General features: G+C 72.3%; 16 protein-coding genes. 2 read left to right on the top strand and 14 right to left on the bottom strand.

Translation table 11 applies throughout. The features are described 5' to 3' along the window. Window positions 1-14 precede the first annotated feature (14 nt). The 14 genes from ACFV4P_RS11535 to rsmH form a co-directional block, all read right to left on the bottom strand. On the bottom strand, window positions 15-632 hold the full coding sequence (locus ACFV4P_RS11535) for a cell division protein SepF (RefSeq protein WP_073811784.1): 618 nt from the start codon (window positions 630-632) through the stop codon (window positions 15-17). A gap of 192 nt (window positions 633-824) precedes the next feature. Continuing rightward, a complete protein-coding gene (locus tag ACFV4P_RS11530; RefSeq protein ID WP_380469807.1) occupies window positions 825-1,613 on the bottom strand; it encodes a YggS family pyridoxal phosphate-dependent enzyme in 789 nt (262 codons plus the stop codon). Further along, window positions 1,610-2,344: a peptidoglycan editing factor PgeF gene (pgeF, locus tag ACFV4P_RS11525; RefSeq protein WP_380469804.1), complete on the bottom strand. Its 735-nt coding sequence runs from the start codon at window positions 2,342-2,344 to the stop codon at window positions 1,610-1,612. Before pgeF ends, ACFV4P_RS11530 begins: the two co-directional genes overlap by 4 nt. Beyond that, on the bottom strand, window positions 2,341-3,555 hold the full coding sequence (gene ftsZ / locus ACFV4P_RS11520) for a cell division protein FtsZ (RefSeq protein WP_073811787.1): 1,215 nt from the start codon (window positions 3,553-3,555) through the stop codon (window positions 2,341-2,343). The genes pgeF and ftsZ overlap by 4 nt, the downstream gene beginning before the upstream one ends. Before the next feature lie 333 nt (window positions 3,556-3,888). After that, the gene (locus ACFV4P_RS11515) at window positions 3,889-4,662 is read right to left on the bottom strand and encodes a cell division protein FtsQ/DivIB (RefSeq protein ID WP_380469802.1); all 774 of its coding nucleotides are present in this window, start codon (window positions 4,660-4,662) and stop codon (window positions 3,889-3,891) included. Further along, window positions 4,655-5,761 (bottom strand): undecaprenyldiphospho-muramoylpentapeptide beta-N-acetylglucosaminyltransferase, encoded by a 1,107-nt coding sequence (gene murG, locus ACFV4P_RS11510; protein ID WP_380469800.1) that lies wholly within the window; start codon window positions 5,759-5,761, stop codon window positions 4,655-4,657. Before murG ends, ACFV4P_RS11515 begins: the two co-directional genes overlap by 8 nt. A 6-nt stretch (window positions 5,762-5,767) precedes the next feature. Beyond that, complete coding sequence (gene ftsW / locus ACFV4P_RS11505) at window positions 5,768-7,123, bottom strand: putative lipid II flippase FtsW (RefSeq protein WP_380469798.1); 1,356 nt, start codon at window positions 7,121-7,123, stop codon at window positions 5,768-5,770. Window positions 7,124-7,277: 154 nt separating this feature from the next. Beyond that, on the bottom strand, window positions 7,278-8,714 hold the full coding sequence (gene murD, locus ACFV4P_RS11500; RefSeq protein ID WP_380469796.1) for a UDP-N-acetylmuramoyl-L-alanine--D-glutamate ligase: 1,437 nt from the start codon (window positions 8,712-8,714) through the stop codon (window positions 7,278-7,280). Beyond that, on the bottom strand, window positions 8,699-9,760 hold the full coding sequence (gene mraY / locus ACFV4P_RS11495) for a phospho-N-acetylmuramoyl-pentapeptide-transferase (protein ID WP_073811795.1): 1,062 nt from the start codon (window positions 9,758-9,760) through the stop codon (window positions 8,699-8,701). Before mraY ends, murD begins: the two co-directional genes overlap by 16 nt. Next, the gene (gene murF, locus ACFV4P_RS11490) at window positions 9,757-11,160 is read right to left on the bottom strand and encodes a UDP-N-acetylmuramoyl-tripeptide--D-alanyl-D-alanine ligase (protein WP_073811797.1); all 1,404 of its coding nucleotides are present in this window, start codon (window positions 11,158-11,160) and stop codon (window positions 9,757-9,759) included. Before murF ends, mraY begins: the two co-directional genes overlap by 4 nt. Then, entirely contained in the window at window positions 11,157-12,824 is a 1,668-nt protein-coding gene (locus ACFV4P_RS11485) for a UDP-N-acetylmuramoyl-L-alanyl-D-glutamate--2,6-diaminopimelate ligase (RefSeq protein ID WP_380469794.1), read from the bottom strand. Before ACFV4P_RS11485 ends, murF begins: the two co-directional genes overlap by 4 nt. A gap of 121 nt (window positions 12,825-12,945) precedes the next feature. Further along, window positions 12,946-15,072 carry a peptidoglycan D,D-transpeptidase FtsI family protein gene (locus ACFV4P_RS11480; protein WP_380469792.1) on the bottom strand — a complete coding sequence of 709 codons (2,127 nt, stop codon included), beginning with the start codon at window positions 15,070-15,072 and terminating at the stop codon, window positions 12,946-12,948. After that, complete coding sequence (locus tag ACFV4P_RS11475; protein WP_380469790.1) at window positions 15,069-15,527, bottom strand: septum formation initiator family protein; 459 nt, start codon at window positions 15,525-15,527, stop codon at window positions 15,069-15,071. The genes ACFV4P_RS11480 and ACFV4P_RS11475 overlap by 4 nt, the downstream gene beginning before the upstream one ends. A 124-nt stretch (window positions 15,528-15,651) precedes the next feature. Then, a complete protein-coding gene (rsmH, locus tag ACFV4P_RS11470) occupies window positions 15,652-16,620 on the bottom strand; it encodes a 16S rRNA (cytosine(1402)-N(4))-methyltransferase RsmH (RefSeq protein WP_380469788.1) in 969 nt (322 codons plus the stop codon). A gap of 493 nt (window positions 16,621-17,113) precedes the next feature. On the opposite strand from rsmH, the gene ACFV4P_RS11465 reads away from it, so the two are divergent. Together ACFV4P_RS11465 and ACFV4P_RS11460 are read left to right on the top strand one after the other, a co-directional pair. Continuing rightward, window positions 17,114-17,629, top strand: a complete 516-nt coding sequence (locus tag ACFV4P_RS11465) for a beta-class carbonic anhydrase (protein ID WP_380469785.1) — start codon at window positions 17,114-17,116, stop codon at window positions 17,627-17,629. A gap of 161 nt (window positions 17,630-17,790) precedes the next feature. Next, window positions 17,791-18,810 carry an AAA family ATPase gene (locus tag ACFV4P_RS11460; protein ID WP_380469783.1) on the top strand — a complete coding sequence of 340 codons (1,020 nt, stop codon included), beginning with the start codon at window positions 17,791-17,793 and terminating at the stop codon, window positions 18,808-18,810.

The following is an 18,810-nucleotide window of genomic DNA, read 5'->3' as shown; positions in this document are numbered from 1 at the left end:
AAGTCGTGGCCGGGTCAGCTCTGGTTGAAGAACCCACCCTCGGCGATCCGAGCCTTGTCCTCCGCCGTGACATCGACGTTAGCAGGCGACAGGAGGAACACCTTCTGTGTTACGCGCTCGATACTGCCGTGCAGACCGAAGACCAGTCCAGCCGCGAAGTCTACGAGCCGCTTGGCATCCGTGTCGTCCATCTCCGTCAAATTCATGATCACGGGCGTGCCGCCACGGAACTGCTCCCCGATCGTACGGGCCTCGTTGTAGGTCCTGGGGTGCAGCGTGGTGATGCGGTAGGGCTCTCGTTCGCTGACGACCTTGGGCATGATCACCGGGGTGCTCTTCTCCAGATTGCGGTGGCGCTCGGATGTGATGGACGACACGGGAGCCATGCGCGGCTGCTCCTGCCGGATCGGGACCGCGGCGGGCACCGGCTGGGGAGCGATCTGGGCCACGGGCGCCGGCTGCGCGGGGGCCGCGGCGGCGGGGTTCGAGGACCGGATGTCCTCGGTGCGACCGGTGCGGATCGGCTCCGGGTCCGTGTCGTAGTCGTCGTCGGGGTCGTACCCCTGGCTGTCATAGGTCTCGTCCTCGACCAGGCCGAGATAGACCGCCATTTTGCGCATCGCGCCGGCCATGCTGCTGTCTCCTCCGCTCATGCGCCCACCGTTCACCTGCGGACGCCGTGATGGTCACGGCCTGTCAGGCCGACGGTCCGTCAGACCGCGGAGGTGTGCGCTCGGATGCGATCCACGGTTTACCAGCAGACTGATCATCTGCTAGGTTCTGTCCTATTTTGTCCTGCAGTCTGATCTACTTACTCGGTGACGTTACCCGAGCGGTGACCGCACTCCGAGTACCGCCGTACCGACGCGTACATGTGTCGCTCCTGCGGCGATCGCCTGCTCCAAATCTCCGCTCATCCCTGCCGAAACCATCGTGGCAGTCGGATGCATCGCGCGTACGGCGCTTGCGATTTCCGCAAGGCGCGCGAAGGCGCGCGCGGGGTCGCCCGCCAGCGGTCCCGCGAGCGGTGCGACCGTCATCACACCCCTCATGTGCAGCCCGGGCGTGTCGGCGATCTTTTCGGCCAGTTCGAGCACCTCGGCGGGCGCGACGCCCGCGCGGTGCTCGCCCTCGCCGGACTCCTTGTCGAGCGCGACCTGCACCAGGCAGCCCAGCGGCGGGCGTTCGGCGTTGCGGACGGCGGCGGCCAGCGAGTCGACCAGACGCGCGCGGTCCACCGAATGCACCAGGTCGGCGTAACGGACCACCGAGCGGGCCTTGTTGGTCTGCAGCTGGCCGACGAAGTGCCAGGTCAACGGGAGGTTGACGCAGAGTTCGGCCTTCGGCGCGGCGTCCTGGTCGCGGTTCTCCGCGACGTCGGTGACGCCGAGTCCGGCGAGGAGTGCGGTGTCCTCGGCGGGGTAGGTCTTGGTCACCACGATCAGGGTGACCTCCTCGCGCGGCCGGCCGGCCGCGGCGCAGGCGTCCGCGATCCGGCGCTCCACCACGTCGAGGTTGGCGCCGAGTTGCTCGAAGCGGGCGCGCTGGGCGTCCGTCAGGGCGGCCGCGAAGTCGGCGCGCCCGGGGAACGGAGCGAAGATGTCGTTCGTCATGAGAGTGGGGACCCCAGCCAGACGTAGCTCGCGAGTCGGCCGGTCCGCTGCTCCCGACGGTAGGAGTAGTGGTCCGGGGATTCCAGGGTGCAGACGGTAGACCGCACCACCGAGTGCACGCCCGCCTCGGCGAGTTGGGCGGCGACGCCGGCCGGTACGTCCAGGGCGGGCGTGCCCCAGGAGGTTTCCGACCGGGCGGCCGGGACGAGCGCGGCCACCTCGGCGCGCATCGCCTCCGGCACTTCGTAGCAACGGCCGCACACGGCGGGGCCGGTGGCGGCCAGGATCCGCTCGGGGCGGGCCCCGAGTTCGCGCATCGCGGCGACCACCGCGGGGACGACCCCGGCGGCCAGGCCCGGGCGCCCGGCGTGCGCCGCGCCGACCACACCGGCCTCCGGGTCCGCCAGCAGCACCGGGGTGCAGTCGGCGGTGAGCACCGCGAGGGCCAGCGGGCGGTCGGTGACCACGGCGTCCACCGTCGGCGCGTACCCGTCGGGTTGGCGCTCCGTCACCACCGCGACGTCCGCGCCGTGCACCTGGTTCATCCAGACCACGTCGGCCGGGTCCAGGCCCAGTTCGCGGGCCGCGAGGAAACGGTTCTGCTTCACAGCTTCGGGCGAGTCGCCCACCGCACCACCGAGGTTGAGCTCCCCGTACGGCGCGGTGCTCACCCCGCCCCACCGGGTGGTGGAGGCGAAGTGAGCACCGTTGCGAAAGGCCGCTCGAATCACTTCAGGAAGTCCGGCACGTCGAGCTCCTCGGCGGGGCTCTCGACGTACGGCTGGCGCACCGGCTGCACCTGCGGCGGCACCGGCGGGGCGGTGGTCACCGACACCGGGGCCTCGGACGGACGGGTCGGCTCCTCGGAGCGGGTGACCGAGCCGATCGAACCGTAGGACGGACGGGTCGCCGGACGCTCCGGCGCCGACGAGCTGCTGCTCGACGAGGAGCTGGAGGCCGACTTCACCACCGGCTCGCGGACGATGGCCGGCGGCTGCCCGCCGTCGAACCCGGCCGCGATCACGGTGACCCGGACCTCGTCGCCGAGCGCGTCGTCGATGACCGCGCCGAAGATGATGTTCGCCTCGGGGTGGGCCGCCTCGCTGACCAGCTGGGCCGCCTCGTTGATCTCGAACAGGCCGAGGTCGGAGCCGCCCGAGATGGACAGCAGCACACCGCGGGCGCCGTCGATCGAGGCCTCCAGCAGCGGCGAGGAGATCGCCATCACGGCGGCGGCCTTGGCGCGGTCCTCGCCGCGCGCCGAGCCGATTCCCATCAGCGCCGAACCGGCGTCCGACATCACGGACTTGACGTCGGCGAAGTCCAGGTTGATCAGACCCGGGGTGGTGATCAGATCGGTGATGCCCTGCACGCCGGAGAGCAGCACCTGGTCGGCGGAGCGGAACGCGTCCAGCACCGAGACCTGGCGGTCGGAGATCGACAGCAGTCGGTCGTTGGGGATGACGATCAGGGTGTCGACCTGCTCGCGCAGCGAGGCGATGCCGTCCTCGGCCTGGTTGGCGCGGCGACGGCCCTCGAAGGTGAACGGGCGGGTGACCACGCCGATGGTGAGCGCGCCGAGCGAGCGGGCGATGTTGGCCACCACGGGCGCGCCGCCGGTGCCGGTGCCGCCGCCCTCGCCGGCCGTCACGAAGACCATGTCGGCCCCCTTGAGGACCTCCTCGATCTCCTCGCGGTGGTCCTCGGCGGCCTTCCGGCCGACCTCCGGGTTCGCGCCGGCGCCGAGGCCGCGGGTGAGCTCCCGGCCGACGTCGAGCTTCACATCGGCGTCGCTCATCAGGAGCGCCTGCGCGTCGGTGTTGATCGCGATGAACTCGACGCCCTTGAGCCCGACCTCGATCATCCGGTTGATGGCGTTGACTCCGCCGCCACCGATGCCGACGACCTTGATGACCGCGAGGTAATTCTGGGGTGCTGCCACGTCGGGGCCTCTCGCCTCGAATTTCCGGGTCGGCGCCCCTGGATACGAAGGCCGACGGATGTCGATGGGTGGGAAGCGCGTGGTTCCAACCCGAACCCTAAACTTGAGGTTGAGGGTTATCGCTGTGCCGGTGTCAGTTCATTGTCGAGCACAGCTCGTTGACACAGGACAGTAGGTCGCAACCAGCGCGTGTTTCAACGAACACGCCGAGCTTCCCTTTTTCTTTTGAGCCTATGTGATCATCGACCCCCCGGTGAAACCGGGGTGACCATCAAGGGTCGGACCGGAGCCTCGGCTCCGTCAATACCTCCCCCGCGCACAGAACTTACCGGATCAGCCGGACACCGCCGGGGCATCCGGCGCACTCACGTCGTAATTCGATGCCTTCCGGCCGAGCAAGGCCGTCAACACCCGGGCCTTGCGCGGGGTCTCCTCGGCGCTGCCCCAGCGGACCGTTGCGCCGGAGGCGAGTTGGAGCCGGATGTCGTCGTAGGAGTAGACCGTGAGCGAACCGGCCTGTTTGGCCACGTCCGGGGGGAGCCCGGCGGCCACGGTGATGGCCGAACGGACCAGGGTGGGACGGTCGATGACGGAGAGCGCGTCGTTCGCGGGCTGCCCGAGTTGGAGCCCGACCACGGGGACGCCGGACGGGGGCTGCGCGTCCGTCGCGAACTCCACGCCCTCGGCGTCGACCTGGACGAAACGGCCGTCGTCGGCACGGATCGCGGCCACCGGCTGACGCTCGGTCACCTTCACCCGCAGGGTGTGCGGCCAGCCGCGCCAGACCTCGACCCGGGCCACCCTGGGCACCTTGCCCACGAGTTGCTGGGCCCGGTCCAGGTCCACCCGGGCCAGCGGGCCGCGGGCGCTGGAGCCGAGCGCCCGCTCGACCTCGTCCTGGCTCAACTTCCCGGAATCCAGGCCCTGGACCGCGACCTTGCGGACATCCAGGGCGGACGAGAAGAACACCGCCCAGCCGAGCGCGCCGAGCACCAGGGCGCCCAGCACCGCCAGCACCAGCACGCCCCGGCGGGACAGTCGGAGCCGGGGCGGACGGGTCTCGTCGCCGTCCTCCCCGAGCTCCTCCTCGTAATCCTCGTCAACCACGGCGGCGGCCGCCGCGGGCAGCCTCGATCGCCTCGTACACCATCTGCACCAGCAGGTCGTCGGCGTCCCGGCGGCCGAACTCGGCGGCGGAGCGCGACATCTCCCACAGCTTCGCCGGGTCGGTGAGCACCGGCAGCACGTTCTTCAGCACCCAGTCCGGGGTCAGCTCGGCGTCGTCCACCAGCAGACCGCCGCCGGCCTTCACCATCGGCTGGGCGTTCAGACGCTGCTCGCCGTTGCCGATCGGCAGCGGCACGAACGCGGCCGGCAGGCCCACCGCGGCCAGCTCGGCGACGGTCATCGCGCCGGCCCGGCAGAGCATCATGTCGGCGGCCGCGTACGCCAGGTCCATCCGGTCCAGGTACGGCACCGCGCGGTACGGCGGCATGCCCGGGATGTCGTCGATGGTCGGCAGCTCGTTCTTCGGGCCGACCGCGTGCAGGATCTGCACGCCGTACTGCTGGAGCCGGGGCGCGATCGTCTGCACCGTCTCGTTCAGCCGGCGGGCGCCCTGCGAGCCGCCGGACACCAGCAGGGTGGGCAGGCGCTGGTCCAGGCCGAAGTGGTGCCGGGCCTCCGGGCGGACGGTGCCGCGGTCCAGGGTGGCGATGGTCCGGCGCAGCGGGATGCCGATGTAGCGGGAGTCGCGCAGCTTGGAGTCCGGGGTGGAGACCGCCACGAAGTCGCTGTAGCGGGCGCCGATCTTGTTGGCCAGGCCGGGGCGGGCGTTGGCCTCGTGCACCACGATCGGCACACCGGCCCGCTTGGCCGCCAGGTAGGCGGGCATCGCGACGTAGCCGCCGAAGCCGACCACCGCATCGGCGTTGACCCGCTCGATGACCTCCTGGGCGGCCCGCACGGTGCCGCGCAGCCGGCCCGGGACGGTGATCAGTTCGGGGGTGGGCTTGCGGGGCAGCGGCACGGCCGGGATCAGGGCCAGCTCGTAGCCGCGCTCCGGGACCAGCCGGGTCTCCAGGCCGCGCTCGGTGCCGAGGGCGGTGATCCCGACGGACGGATCGTGCCTGCGCAGCGCGTCCGCGAGCGCCATGGCCGGCTCGATGTGACCGGCGGTCCCGCCGCCGGCGAGTACGACATGCACCGAAATTCACCGCTCCCTGCGCGACGACCCGGGGGCCTTGCGCGCTGTGGTTCTCCTACCTGGCAGCACCCGGCCCAGGACGGACCCGAACCGGGAGTTGGCCCCTTTTCGCCATCGGCGGGGCCGGGCAGCCAGCGCTGCCTTCGCCTCCGGGGTGCTGCGCGCGAAGCACAGCAGCAGCCCGATGGCGCACATGGCCGACAGCATCGCGGACCCACCGTACGAGAACAACGGCAGCGGGACGCCCGCGATGGGCAGGAGTCCCAGCGCCGACCCCAGGTTGACCACGGCCTGAGCCATGATCCACGTGGTGGCGGCGCCCGCCGCGTACCGGACGAACGGGTCCGTGGTGCCGAGAGCCACACGGATACCCGCGTAGCCTAGTGCCGCGAAGAGTGCGAGCACCGACAGCGTCCCCACCAGGCCGAGTTCCTCGCCGGTGGCGGCGAAGATGAAGTCGGTGTGCGCCTCGGGGAGTTGCCCCCATTTCTCGACGCCCGCACCGAGTCCGGATCCGAACGGTCCGCCCGCGGCCAGCGCGTACAGTCCGTGCAGGGCTTGGAAGCAGTCGAGGTTCGGGTCCGGCTTGGTGACGCCGACGCACGCCAGCCGGCCGAGCCGGTGCGGCACCGTGATGATCAGCGCGGTGCATGCGACCACCGCGATGCCCAGGGTGGCGGCGAACAGCCGCAGCGGCGCGCCGACCATCCACAGCAGGCCGAAGAGCATCGCGACCAGCACCATCGTGGTGCCCATGTCGCCGCCCAGCATGATCAGCATCATCAGCACGACGGTGCCCGGCACCAGCGGCACCAGCAGGTGCTTCCACTGGTTGAGCATGTGGGTGCGCTGTTTGCGGGCCAGCAGGTCGGCGGCCCACAGCAGCAGCGCGAGCTTGGCGAACTCGGACGGCTGGATCTGGAAGAACCCCAGGCTGATCCAGTTCCGGTTGCCGTTGATCCGCACCCCGATGCCGGGGACGGCGACCAGCACCAGCGCGGCCACCACCCCGAACAGCAGCGGGTACGCGGCCTTCCGCACCGCCTTGACCGGGGCCCGGGTGAGCACGACGGCGATCGCCCCGCCCAGCAGCAGCGCGATCAGCTGCTTGCGGAAGAAGAACGTCATCGGCAGCCCGTAGTCCACCACCACGCTCTGCGAGGCGGAGAACACCATCACCAGCCCGAGCACCACCAGCAGCAGCGCCGAACCGAGGATCAGGTAATACGGAGTCAGCGGACGGGCCATCAAGTACCCGAACCGCTCACGCGCTGCGCGCAGCCGCGCGACCGGGCCCTCGGACTTGAAGGTGGTCGTGGTCGCCGAGACCAGTCGCAGACGCGGCTTCTCGCTGGGCGGCACGTCCGTCTCCTCGTCATTCGGGGCGCGGGGAACTGCGCGAGCAACCGAGCGCACGTCAGCAAGGTCGCGATCACGTACAGGTCATTGTCCCGCGTCGCGATCTTGCGGTTGGGCGCCTTCCGCTTCGCGCAGTTCCTCGCGCCCCTGGGTTTCCCTACAGCGCTCGAACGGCTGCGGCGAACATGTCCCCGCGCTCGCCGTAGTTGGTGAACATGTCCATCGACGCGCAGGCCGGTGCCAGCAGGACGGTGTCGCCCTTCTGTGCGGCGGAAGCCGCCACGCGGACGATCTCGGTCATCGCCTCCGCGCCAGTCTTCCCCGGCACGGGTTCGAACACCGGGACTTCCGGGGCGTGTCGCGCGAGCGCCTCGCGGATCAGCTGCCGGTCCTGGCCGATCAGGACGGCCGCGCGCAGCCGCGGGGCAGCGTCGGCGACGAGTTCGTCGAAGGTCGCGCCCTTGGCGAGGCCGCCGGCGATCCACACCACGGGCCGGAACGCGGCCAGCGAGGCCGCGGTCGCGTGGGTGTTGGTGGCCTTGGAGTCGTCGACGTAGGTCACGCCGTCGATCTCGGCGACGTGCGCGATCCGGTGGGCGTCGGGCGTGAAGGCCCGCAGCCCGTCGCGGACGGCCTTGGCGTCCACGCCGTAGGCCCGCGCGAGGGCCGCCGCGGCGAGGGCGTTGGCGATGTTGTGCGGGGCCGGCGAGGAGATGTCGGCGACGGCCCCGATCTCGGCGGCGGCGCGGTCCCGGTCGGGGACGAAGGCGCGGTCGACGAGCAGGCCGTCCACGACGCCGAGGTTGGAGACGGCGGGGGCGTCGAGGCCGAAGCCGACGGCCCGGCAGCCCTCTTCGACGTCGGCCTCGCGGACCAGCGCCTCGGTGGCGGGGTCGGCCAGGTTGTAGACGCAGGCGACCTGGTTGCCTTCGAAGATCCGGCCCTTGTCGGCAGCGTAGGCGTCCATCGAGCCGTGCCAGTCGAGGTGGTCGGGGGCCAGGTTGAGCACGGCGCCGGAGTGCACGCGCAGCGAGGGCGCCCAGTGCAGCTGGTAGCTGGAGAGCTCGACGGCGAGGACGTCGTAGGGCTCCTCGGCGAGGACCGCGTCCAGGACGGAGACGCCGACGTTGCCGACGGCGGCGGTGCGCTTGCCGGCGGCGGTCAGGATGGACGCCAGCATCTGGACGGTGGTGGTCTTGCCGTTGGTGCCGGTGACGGCCAGCCAGGGGGCCGGCTCGCCGGTGGCGGGGTGTGGGGTGCGCAGCCGCCAGGCGAGTTCGACGTCGCCCCAGACCGGGACGCCGGCCTGCTCGGCGGCGGCGAACAGCGGGCTGTCGGGGGCCCAGCCGGGCGAGGTGACGATCAGCCGGGCGCCCTCGGGCAGGCTCGCGCCGTCGCCCAGGCGGACGGTGACGCCCTGCTCGGTGAGGGCGGCGGCCTTGGCCTCCAGCGCGGGGCCGGTGCCGCCGTCCACGACGGTGACGGCCGCGCCGAGTCCGTGCAGGACCCGGGCGGCGCTGATCCCGGAGAGGCCGAGTCCCGCGACGACGACCGGCAGGCCGGCCCACTCCGGGTTGTTCATCCGGTCACCCATCCCGCGTAGAAGAGTCCGAGTCCGACGGCGACGCACAGGCCCTGGATGATCCAGAACCGGACCACGATCAGGACTTCGCTCCAGCCCTTGAGTTCGAAGTGGTGCTGGAGTGGCGCCATCTTGAAAACGCGCTTGCCGGTCATCCGGAACGAGCCGACCTGGATGATCACCGAAAGGGTGATGATCACGAACAGGCCGCCGAGGACGGCGAGGAGCAGCTCGGTGCGGGAGACGATGGCGAGGCCCGCCAGCGCGCCGCCGAGGGCGAGCGAGCCGGTGTCGCCCATGAAGATCTTGGCGGGCGAGGTGTTCCACCACAGGAAGCCGAAGCAGGAGCCCATCAGGGCGGCGGCGACCACGGCGAGGTCCAGCGGGTCACGTACGTCGTAGCAGGACGCGGTGGCCTTGATCGCGTAGGCGCAGTTCTGGGTGTGCTCCCACAGGCCGATGAAGGTGTAGGCGCCGAAGACCATCACCGAGGCGCCGGTGGCGAGGCCGTCCAGACCGTCCGTCAGGTTCACGCCGTTCGACATCGCGGCGATCATGAAGTAGGCGAAGAGGACGAACAGCACCGGGCCGATCGACCACTTGAAGTCCTGCACGAAGGACAGGCTCTTGGAGGCCGGGGTCAGGCCGCGGCTGTCCTGGAACTGGAGTGCCAGGACGGCGAAGGCGAGCGCGACGAAGGACTGGCCGAGCAGCTTCGCCTTGGCGCGCAGGCCCAGCGAGCGGCGCTTGACCACCTTGATGTAGTCGTCCAGGAAGCCGACCAGGCCCAGACCGGTGGTCAGGAACAGCACCAGCAGGCCGGAGGCGGTGGGCGACTCGCCCGTTATCGCCTTGGTGGCGAAGTAGGCGATCAGGGTGGCAAGGATGAAGGCGATGCCGCCCATGGTGGGCGTGCCCTTCTTGCTGTGGTGCGCCTTGGGGCCGTCGTCGCGGATGTACTGGCCGTAGCCGTGCCGGGCGAGCACCTTGATCAGGGCGGGGGTGCCGAGCAGGGTCAGCACCAGGCCGATCAGGCCGGAGAAGAGGATCTGCTTCACTTCGCGGCACCGTCCGCGAGCAGCGCCTCGGCGACCTTTTCGAGGCCGACCGAACGGGATGCCTTCACCAGGACCACATCCCCAGGCCGCACCTGACTGCGCAGCAGCTCGATCGCCGCGTCCGCGTCGGACACCAGCACCGACTCCTCACCCCACGAACCTTCGTTCCTCGCGCCCAGTTCCATCCGGGCCGCCTCGCGTCCGCCGACCGCCACCAGCTTGGTGATGTCGAGCCGGACGGCGAGTCGTCCGATGGTGTCGTGCTCGTCGAGGCTGTCCTCGCCGAGCTCCCGCATCTCGCCGAGCACCGCCCAGGTACGGCGGCGCTCCGGGCCCCTGCCCGCCATCGTCGCCAGAGCCCGCAGCGCGGCCCGCATGGACTCCGGGTTCGCGTTGTAGGCGTCGTTGACGACGGTCAGGCCATCGGCCCGGTCGACCACCTCCATGCGCCAACGGGACAGCGCACCGGCTTCGCCCAGTGCCTCGGCGACGCGGTCGACGGGCATCCCGAGCTCCACCGCCACCGCGGCGGCGGCGAGGGCGTTCGAGACGTGGTGCTCACCGTACAGGCGCAGCTGCACGGGTGCGGAACCGGCCGGGGTGCTGAGCGTGAACTGTGGCCGTCCGGTGGCGTCCAGGCGAACATCCGTGGCCCGGACGTGGGCGTCCGAGGACTCCCCGAACAGCACCACCCGGGCCTTGGTGCGGCTGCTCATGGCGCGCACCAGCGGGTCGTCGGCGTTCAGCACGGCGACGCCGTCGGCGGAGAGCGCCTCGACCATCTCGCCCTTGGCGGCGGCGATGCCCTCCTTGGAGCCGAACTCGCCGAGGTGGGCGGTGCCGATGTTCAGCACCAGGCCGACGGTGGGCGGGGTGATGCCGGTCAGGTACTCGATGTCGCCCTTGTGCCGGGCGCCCATCTCCATCACCAGGTGACGGGTGGTGGGGGCGACCTGGAGAGCGGTCAGCGGGTGGCCGATCTCGTTGTTGTGCGAGCCGGCCGGGAAGACCGTCTCGCCGTGCTTGGCCAGCAGTTGGCCGATCAGGTCCTTGGTGGAGGTCTTGCCGGCCGAGCCGGTGAGGCCGACGATCCGCACGTCGGTCGCGCGGGCGACGACGGCGCGGGCGAGCCGGCCGAGGGCGACGACCACGTCGTCGACCAGGATCGCGGGCACGCCGACCGGGCGGGTGGCGAGCACCGCGACGGCGCCGTCGGCGACCGCCTTGGCGGCGAAGTCGTGGCCGTCGACGCGTTCGCCGAGCACGCACACGAACAGGCCGCCGGCCTCGATCTGCCGGTTGTCGGTGACCACCGCGCCGGTGATCAGCGCGTCCGGGTCGGCCGCGTCCAGGGTGCCGTCGACCGCCTTCGCGGCCTCGGCCAGGGTCAGAGCGATCACCGGTCCACCTCCCCCTTGTTCGCCCGCTCGCCTCCGGACGCTCCTGACCCGGCGTCGACGCTCCTCACTCCGGCACTCCTTCGTCGCTTGTCGTTCGTCGCTCTCGACACCGGCGCGTCCTTCGGCTCGGCGGCGGCCAGCTGCTCCATCGCGCCCCGCAGTACCTCGCGGTCGTCGAACGGGCGGACCTCGCCCTTCACGTACTGCCCGAGCTCGTGGCCCTTGCCGGCCACCAGCACGGTGTCCCCCGCGTGCGCCCGGGCGACGGCCAGCGCGATCGCCTCGGCGCGGTCGGGGACGGCGAGCACCTCGCCGCGCTCGTCCTCGGGCACCTCGGTGGCGCCGACGAGCATGGTGGCGAGGATCGCCAGCGCGTCCTCGGAGCGCGGGTTGTCGCTGGTGAGGACGGCGGTGTCGGCGAGCCGGGCGGCGATCGCGCCCATCGGCCCGCGCTTGTACGGGTCGCGGTCGCCGCCGCAGCCGACGACGACGTGCAGCCGGCCCTTGGTGACCTCGCGCAGCGAGGCGAGCACGGCGCTGAGCGCGTCCGGCTTGTGCGCGTAGTCGACGACGGCGACGAACGCCTGTCCGGCGTCGACCTGCTCCAGGCGGCCGGGCACGCCGGGGACCTGCGCCACTCCGGTGACCGCGGCGTCCAGGTCGATGCCGGCGGTGACCAGGGCGGTGATCGCGCCGAGCGCGTTGGCGACGTTGAACGGGCCGGGCAGCGGCACCGAGGCCGCGGCGCGGGCGCCGTCCGGGCCGAGCACGGTGAAGGTGGAGCCGGCCGGGCCGAGTTGGACGTCGACGGCGCGCCAGTCGGCGGCCGGGTCGCCCGCGGCGGAGAAGGTCACCATCGGGATCCGGGCCTCGCCGGCCAGCCGGCGGCCGTAGGAGTCGTCGCGGTTGGCGACGCCGAGCCGGGCCTTGCCGGGCTCGAACAGCCGGGCCTTGGCCCGGTAGTAGTCCTCCATGTCGGGGTGGAAGTCGAGGTGTTCCGGCGTCAGGTTGTTGAACAGCGCGACGTCGTAGGCCACGCCGTCGGTGCGGCCGTACACCAGCGCGTGGCTGGAGACCTCCATGACCACCGAGTCGGCGCCGGACTCGTGCATCACGGCGAGCACCGCGTGCAGGTCGGTGGCCTCGGGGGTGGTGCGCTCGGACTTGATCCGCTCCGTGCCGACCCGCATCTCGACGGTGCCGATCACGCCGGGCAGCCGGCCGGCTCCGCGTAGGCCGCCCTCGACCAGGTAGGAGGTGGTGGTCTTGCCGTTGGTGCCGGTCAGGCCGATCATCAGCATCCGCTCGGCGGCGGACCCGTAGACCGCCGCGGCGAGCTCGCCCATCACCGCGCGGGGGCTGTCCACCACCAGCAGCGGCACGCCCGCCGCGGCGGCGATCTCCGCGCCGGCGGCGTCGGTGAGCACCGCGACGGCGCCGGAGGCCACCGCGCCGGCGGCGAACGCCGCGCCGTGGTGGTTGGCGCCGGGGAAGGCCACGTACACGTCGCCGGGGCGCACCGCCCGGGAGTCGTGGGTGATGCCGGTGACGGCCGGGCCGTCGAGGGGCGGCAGCCCGAGCAGCCGGGCCGCCTCGGCGAGGGGCAGCGCCGCGGTGCGGCTCGGACGGGGGGGACTCGCGGAGATTTGATCGGATTTCGGCACGGCCGGAAGGCTATCGGCCCCATGCCCCCCGGGGCCAAACCGGGTCCCGTCGGCCGTGACGCTGCTCACATCGCGTCCGTCGGCCGCGGCGCGCCGCGAAGTGTCGGGGGTGTCGCTCATCTCAGGGCTTCCAGTCGACGGGCAGGTTCGGCGCCTCGCTGCCGCTCGGCGGGACCTGGAGGGTCTTCAGGGTGAACTCCATCACCTGCTTGAACACGGGCCCGCACAGCTGCCCGCCGAAGTGCCCGTTGACCGGGGCCTGGATGACGCAGGAGACCGTCACCCGGGGCTGGTCGGCGGGCGCGAAGCCGATGAAGGAGGCGGTGTACCCGGAGTACTTGCCGGTCTTCGGGTCCACCCGGTCGGCGGTGCCGGTCTTGCCGGCCACCCGGTAGCCCGGGATCTGCGCCTTGTTGCCGGTGCCCTGCTCGTCGGTGACGACGGACTCCAGCATCTCGGTCAGCGTCTTCGCGGTCGATTCCGTCACCACCCGGCTCTGCGCGCCGGCCGGCGCGGGCGTGAACCGCCCGTCCGGGCCGGTGGTGCCGGCCAGCAGGCTGGGGGCGACCCGCACGCCGCCGTTGGCGATGGTGGAGAACACCGAGGTGGCCTGCAGGGCGTTCACCGACAGGCCCTGGCCGAACGGGATGGTGTACTGCTGCGAGCCGTTCCAGTCCTCGGGCTTGGCCAGGATGCCGCGGGTCTCGCCGGGGAAGCCGAGGCCGGTGGGCTTGCCGATGCCGAACCGGTCGAGGTACCCGGCGAGCACCTTGTTGGCCTCGGCCTGGGTGGGGCCGAGGTGCTCGGCGGCCTCGATGGTGCCGATGTTGGACGACTTGGCGAGCACGCCGGCCAGCGTCAGGTACCAGGTCTCGTGGTCGATGTCGTCGTGGAAGACCCGGTCGGAGCGCTGCAGCGTGTTGGGCACCGTGACGTGGGTGTCCCAGTTCGCCGCGCCGGTGTCCAGCACCGCCGCCATGGTCATCAGCTTCGCCGTGGAGCCGGGCTCGTAGGCGTCCTGCAGGGCCGGGTTGCCGAGCTGGTCGGCGCGGGCCGAGGACAGGTCGTTCGGGTTGAAGCCCGGGGAGGTGGCCATCGCCAGCACCTGACCGGTCTTCGTGTCCTGGACGACCACGTAGCCCTTCTCCGCCCCGGCGTTGGACACCTGGTCGGTGATGGCGCGCTGCGCGGCCCACTGGATGTCCGGGTCGATCGTCAGCCGCAGGTCGGTGCCGGGCACCGCGTCCTGCCGGTTTCCGCCGGCGGTGGCGACCCGGCGGCCGCCGGCCGAGGCGTAGGTGGAGTAGCCGTTCTCGCCGGCCAGTTGCTGCTGGTACTGGAGTTCCAGGCCGCCGGTGCCGGTGCCCTCGGAGTTGACGAAGCCGACCAGGTTGGCGGCCAGGCCGTTCGCCGGGTAGCTGCGCCGGGTCGACTGCTCCCAGAACACGCCGGCCAGCGGGTTCGCGCAGGCGGTGTCGAGGAACTCCCGGCCGCCCTTCTCGGCGGGCTTGCCGATCAGGTCGCGCTGGATGCGGCAGGCCTTGGTGTCGGTCTGCTTGTTCAGCGAGGACTTCAGGTCGGCGATCTGCGCCTTGGCCTGCGGGGCCTGGCGGGCCGCCAGCAGCGCGTACTGGCTCTTCGGGTTCTTCGCGTTCAGGTGCAGCGCGGCCGCCAGCTTCTCCTTCGGCTGGCCGAGGATCGGCGCGAGCAGCGCCGCGGCCTGCTCGGGGGCGTCCGGCAGGTGGGTCGCCTCGGGGGTGAACATGGTCGGGTCGGCGGTGATGTCGTAGGCGTCCACGCTGGTGGCGAGGACGGTGCCGTCGGCGGCGGTGATCGAGCCGCGCTCGGCGGGCAGCGTCACCCGCACGTACTTGTTGGCGCCAGCGCCGGCCGCGAGGGCGTCGGAGTCCAGCAGTTGGAGCTGCACCAGCCGGCCCGCGAAGATCACGAACACCAGGCCCAGACAGGCCGTCACCAGCCGCAGCCGGCGCTTGGGGTCGGCCAGCTTGATGGTCCGCGGCGCGGACGCCGGGCGGCGGGCCGGACCGGACCGGCGGACGTCGGGGCGCGGCCGGGGCCGGACGGCGGAACGGCGGTCCCCGGCGGACGGTCGCGGGCGGGCCGGGCGCGGCGGGGTGCCGTCGCCGGAGCGGCGCGGCTCGCCGACCCGGCGGCGCGGTGCGGCGGGTCGGCCGCCGGACGGCGGGGTGCGGCGGGGACGATGGGGGTCGCCGGGCGGGCGGGTCACCGCCGGCCCCCGGCCGGGGCGGACGCGGGCGGCGCGGGGGCCAGGTCGATGCCGGGGTCGCCGGGGTTCGCCGAGGCCGACGGCGAGGGCGAGGGCGAGCCGGACGCGCCGGCGGGGCGCTGCCAGGGCTCGGCGCTGCTGCGCGGCACCGGCGGGTTGTCCTCGGCGGCCTTGGGCTTGCCGGTGACGCCGCCGTCGACGCCGAGGAAGACCGGGTCGCCGCCGGGGACCATGCCGAGTTCGCGGGCGCGCTGCTCCAGCGCGTCGGGCGCGGACTGGGCGGCGATCTCCTGCTGCAGGGTCTGCTGCTGGTCGGTGGCCTCGGTGGTCTGCTTCTTCAGCCGGGACAGCGTGAACGCCCCTTCGTTGAGGGCGGTGTTGAGCATCAGCAGGCCGAGCAGCCCGGCCGACAGCAGGGTGACCACCAGCACCGCGAACGGGGTGCGCCCCCGCATCGAGCGCGCCCCGGGCCGGACGGTGATCCGCGCCCTGCCCCCCTGCCCGGGGACGCGCCCCCGGGTCCGCTCGCCGGCCACCGGCACCGCTCCACTCCCCTTCGTTCCTGCTCCCGGCGGTTGGCTACCTCCGGGTCTCCCTGATCCTCTCCGCCACGCGCAGCCGTACGGGCGCGGCGCGCCGGTTCTCCTCGATCTCCTCCTCGGTGGCCAGTTCGGCTCCTCGGGTGAGCAGTTTCAGCCGGGGCTGGAGCTCCTCGGGGATCACCGGCAGTCCCGGCGGGGCGGTGGAGGTGGCCCCGGCCTGGAGGTACTGCTTGACCAGGCGGTCCTCCAGCGACTGGTAGGACATCACGACGATCCGACCGCCCACCGCGAGGGCGTCCAGTGCGCCGGGGATGGCCCGGTCCAGCACCTCCAGTTCGCCGTTGACCTCGATCCGCAGCGCCTGGAAGGTCCGCTTGGCCGGGTTGCCGCCGGTCCGCCGGGTGGCGGCCGGAATGGCATTCCGCACCAACTCCACCAGACGAGCGCTGTTGGTGAACGGTTCCTTCTCGCGTTCGCGCAGCACCGCGGAGGCGATCTTCCCGGCGAACCGCTCCTCGCCGTACACCTTGAGGATCCGCGCCAGGTCGCCGTGGCTGTAGGTGTTCAGGACCTCGGCGGCGGAGATGCCGCGGGTCTGGTCCATCCGCATGTCCAGCGGCGCGTCCTGGGCGTAGGCGAAGCCGCGGTCGGCCTCGTCCAGCTGCATCGAGGACACCCCGAGGTCGAACAGCACGCCCTGCACCGCGGGGATGCCCAGGTCGGCCAGGACCTGCGGGATCTCGTCGTACACCGCGTGCACCAGGGTGGCGCGGTCGCCGAACGGGGCCAGCCGCTCGCCGGAGAGCTTCAGCGCCTGCGGGTCGCGGTCGACGGCGACCAGCCGGACGTCGGGGAAGCGGGTCAGCAGCGCCTCGCTGTGGCCGCCGAGGCCCAGGGTGGCGTCCACCACCACTGCGCCGGGTGCGGAGATCGCCGGGGCGAGGGCGTCCAGGCAGCGCTCCAGCATCACCGGGATGTGCCGGGGGGCCGGGCTGTCGGTACTCATAGCGGGCGGGGCCCTTCCTCAGGTGCAGGTGTGGCCCCGCCATTCTCGCCTACCCGGCCGCCCGCTCCGCACGCCGCCCGTGGTCCCCGCCCGCTCGCTCGGGGGAAGGAGCGACCGCCCGGCACCGGGGAAGGTGCGCCAGGTGGGCACGGAGCGGGAGGAGGCCGCAGGCTGCGTACGGGCCGGCCGGCCCGGTGCGGAGTGCGGCCCGGCTCCCGGTTGCCGGGGGCCTTCCGCCGTGCTCCACTGCGCCGCCAGACTATCGTCCACGCCTCGTCAGTCAACGCTCCGCGACAGCGCACCACCCGCCCGGCGGTATCCGTCCGCGCAGGTCGGGCCGGGGGTGCGGGCCCCCGGCCGGGCGGGGCGCGGAGCGCTCGGGGCGCGCCGGTCGAACCGGGTCGAAGCCGTCCGAACGGGGCCCGGAGCCCGGTGGGTAAAGGCTTGCGCAGGTGGGTCCCGCGGCCGGCCCGACGCCACTACCGTCGTCGCCATGGCACCTGTTCCCGGCTCCGACCGGCCGTCCGAGACCGACCGCTTCGTGGCGGCCAACCGCTCCTACGCCGAGACCTTCCGGGACGGCGGCATGGACGCCCGCCCGGTGCGCAGGGTCGCCGTGGTGGCCTGCATGGACGCCCGGCTCGACCTGTTCGCCGCACTCGGCCTGGAACTCGGCGACGCGCACATCGTCCGCAACGCGGGCGGCGTCGTCACCGACGACACCATCCGCTCCCTGACCATCAGCCAGCGCGCCCTGGGCACCCGCACCGTGGTGCTGATCCACCACACCGGCTGCGGACTGCTCGGCCTGACCGAGGACTTCCGGCACGAACTGGAGCGCGAGGTCGGCCAGCGCCCGCAGTGGGCGGTGGAGGCCTTCACCGATCTGGACGGCGACGTCCGGCAGTCCATGCAGCGGGTACGGACCTCCCCGTTCCTGCCGCACCGCGACGACGTACGCGGTTTCGTCTTCGACGTGCACACCGGTCTGCTCCGCGAAATCCGCTGAAACCGCCGGGCCCGCGCCCTCGTCCCAAACCGGGACAAGCCTTCGTGTGTCGCCCGGCCGGGTGACTTCTGGCCGGAGGACAGGGAAGAATGCGCCAAGTATTCGGGGTGGGCCGGGCTCGAACCAGCCGCCCGGCGACTGTTGCACATGGGAGCGTACGGGTGACGACCATCAACGGACAGGGCTCGGAGCAGCCGGCCGCGGACCGCTACGACCGCCGGGAGCCGGCCGGTCTGGCGGAGCTGACGGCGGTGGTCGACCGGGTCCGGGCGTCCGTGGAGAGCGTGATCGAGGGCAAGCCGGAGGCCGTCCGGATCGCCCTGACGGTGCTCCTCGCCGAGGGCCACCTGCTGCTGGAGGACGTGCCGGGCGTCGGCAAGACCATGCTCGCCAAGGCGCTGGCCCGCTCGGTGGACTGCACAGTCCGCCGGATCCAGTTCACCCCCGACCTGCTGCCCTCGGACGTCACCGGCACCAACGTCTTCGACCAGCACCAGCGCGACTTCGAGTTCCGGCCCGGCGCGATCTTCGCGCAGATCGTGGTCGGCGACGAGATCAACCGGGCCTCCCCGAAGACCCAGTCGGCGCTGCTGGAGTCGATGGAGGAGCGCCAGGTCACCATCGACGGCACCTCCTACGAACTGCCGTCGCCGTTCATGGTGATCGCCACCCAGAACCCGGTCGAGATGGAGGGCACCTACGCCCTGCCGGAGGCCCAGCGCGACCGCTTCATGGCCCGCATCTCGATCGGCTACCCGAGCCCCGAGGCCGAGTACGCGATGCTCGACCTGCACTCGGCGGCCAACCCGCTGAACGACCTGCGGCCGGTCGCGCACGCCTCCGACCTGCTCAAGCTGATCGACGTGGTCAAGGGCGTGTACGTGTCCGACCCGGTCCGCCGGTACGCCGTCGACCTGGTCTCCGCCACCCGCAACACCCCCGAACTGCGGCTCGGCGCCTCGCCCCGGGCCACCCTGCACCTGGTCCGCGCGGCCCGCGCGCACGCCGCCCTGGACGGCCGCGACTACGTGCTGCCGGACGACATCCAGGCGCTGGCCGTGCCGGTGCTGGCGCACCGTCTGCTGCCCACCTCGGAGACCCAGCTGAGCCGCCGCACGGTGGAGAACGTGGTGCTCGACCTGGTGTCCCGACTGCCCCTCCCGCGTCCGCAGGGCCGCTGA

Source organism: Kitasatospora sp. NPDC059795, from assembly GCF_042732175.1.
Lineage (GTDB): Bacteria > Actinomycetota > Actinomycetes > Streptomycetales > Streptomycetaceae > Kitasatospora.
This window is presented reverse-complemented; position numbering and strand designations above follow the sequence as displayed.

Coding starts and splice junctions, on each gene's coding strand:
- rsmH (WP_380469788.1), bottom strand. CDS start 16,620: ATGAGTACCGACAGCCCGGCCCCCCGGCACATCCCGGTGATGCTGGAG.
- murD (WP_380469796.1), bottom strand. CDS start 8,714: ATGGGTGACCGGATGAACAACCCGGAGTGGGCCGGCCTGCCGGTCGTC.
- ACFV4P_RS11535 (WP_073811784.1), bottom strand. CDS start 632: ATGGCCGGCGCGATGCGCAAAATGGCGGTCTATCTCGGCCTGGTCGAG.
- ACFV4P_RS11465 (WP_380469785.1), top strand. CDS start 17,114: ATGGCACCTGTTCCCGGCTCCGACCGGCCGTCCGAGACCGACCGCTTC.
- ACFV4P_RS11530 (WP_380469807.1), bottom strand. CDS start 1,613: ATGACGAACGACATCTTCGCTCCGTTCCCCGGGCGCGCCGACTTCGCG.
- ACFV4P_RS11475 (WP_380469790.1), bottom strand. CDS start 15,527: ATGCGGGGGCGCACCCCGTTCGCGGTGCTGGTGGTCACCCTGCTGTCG.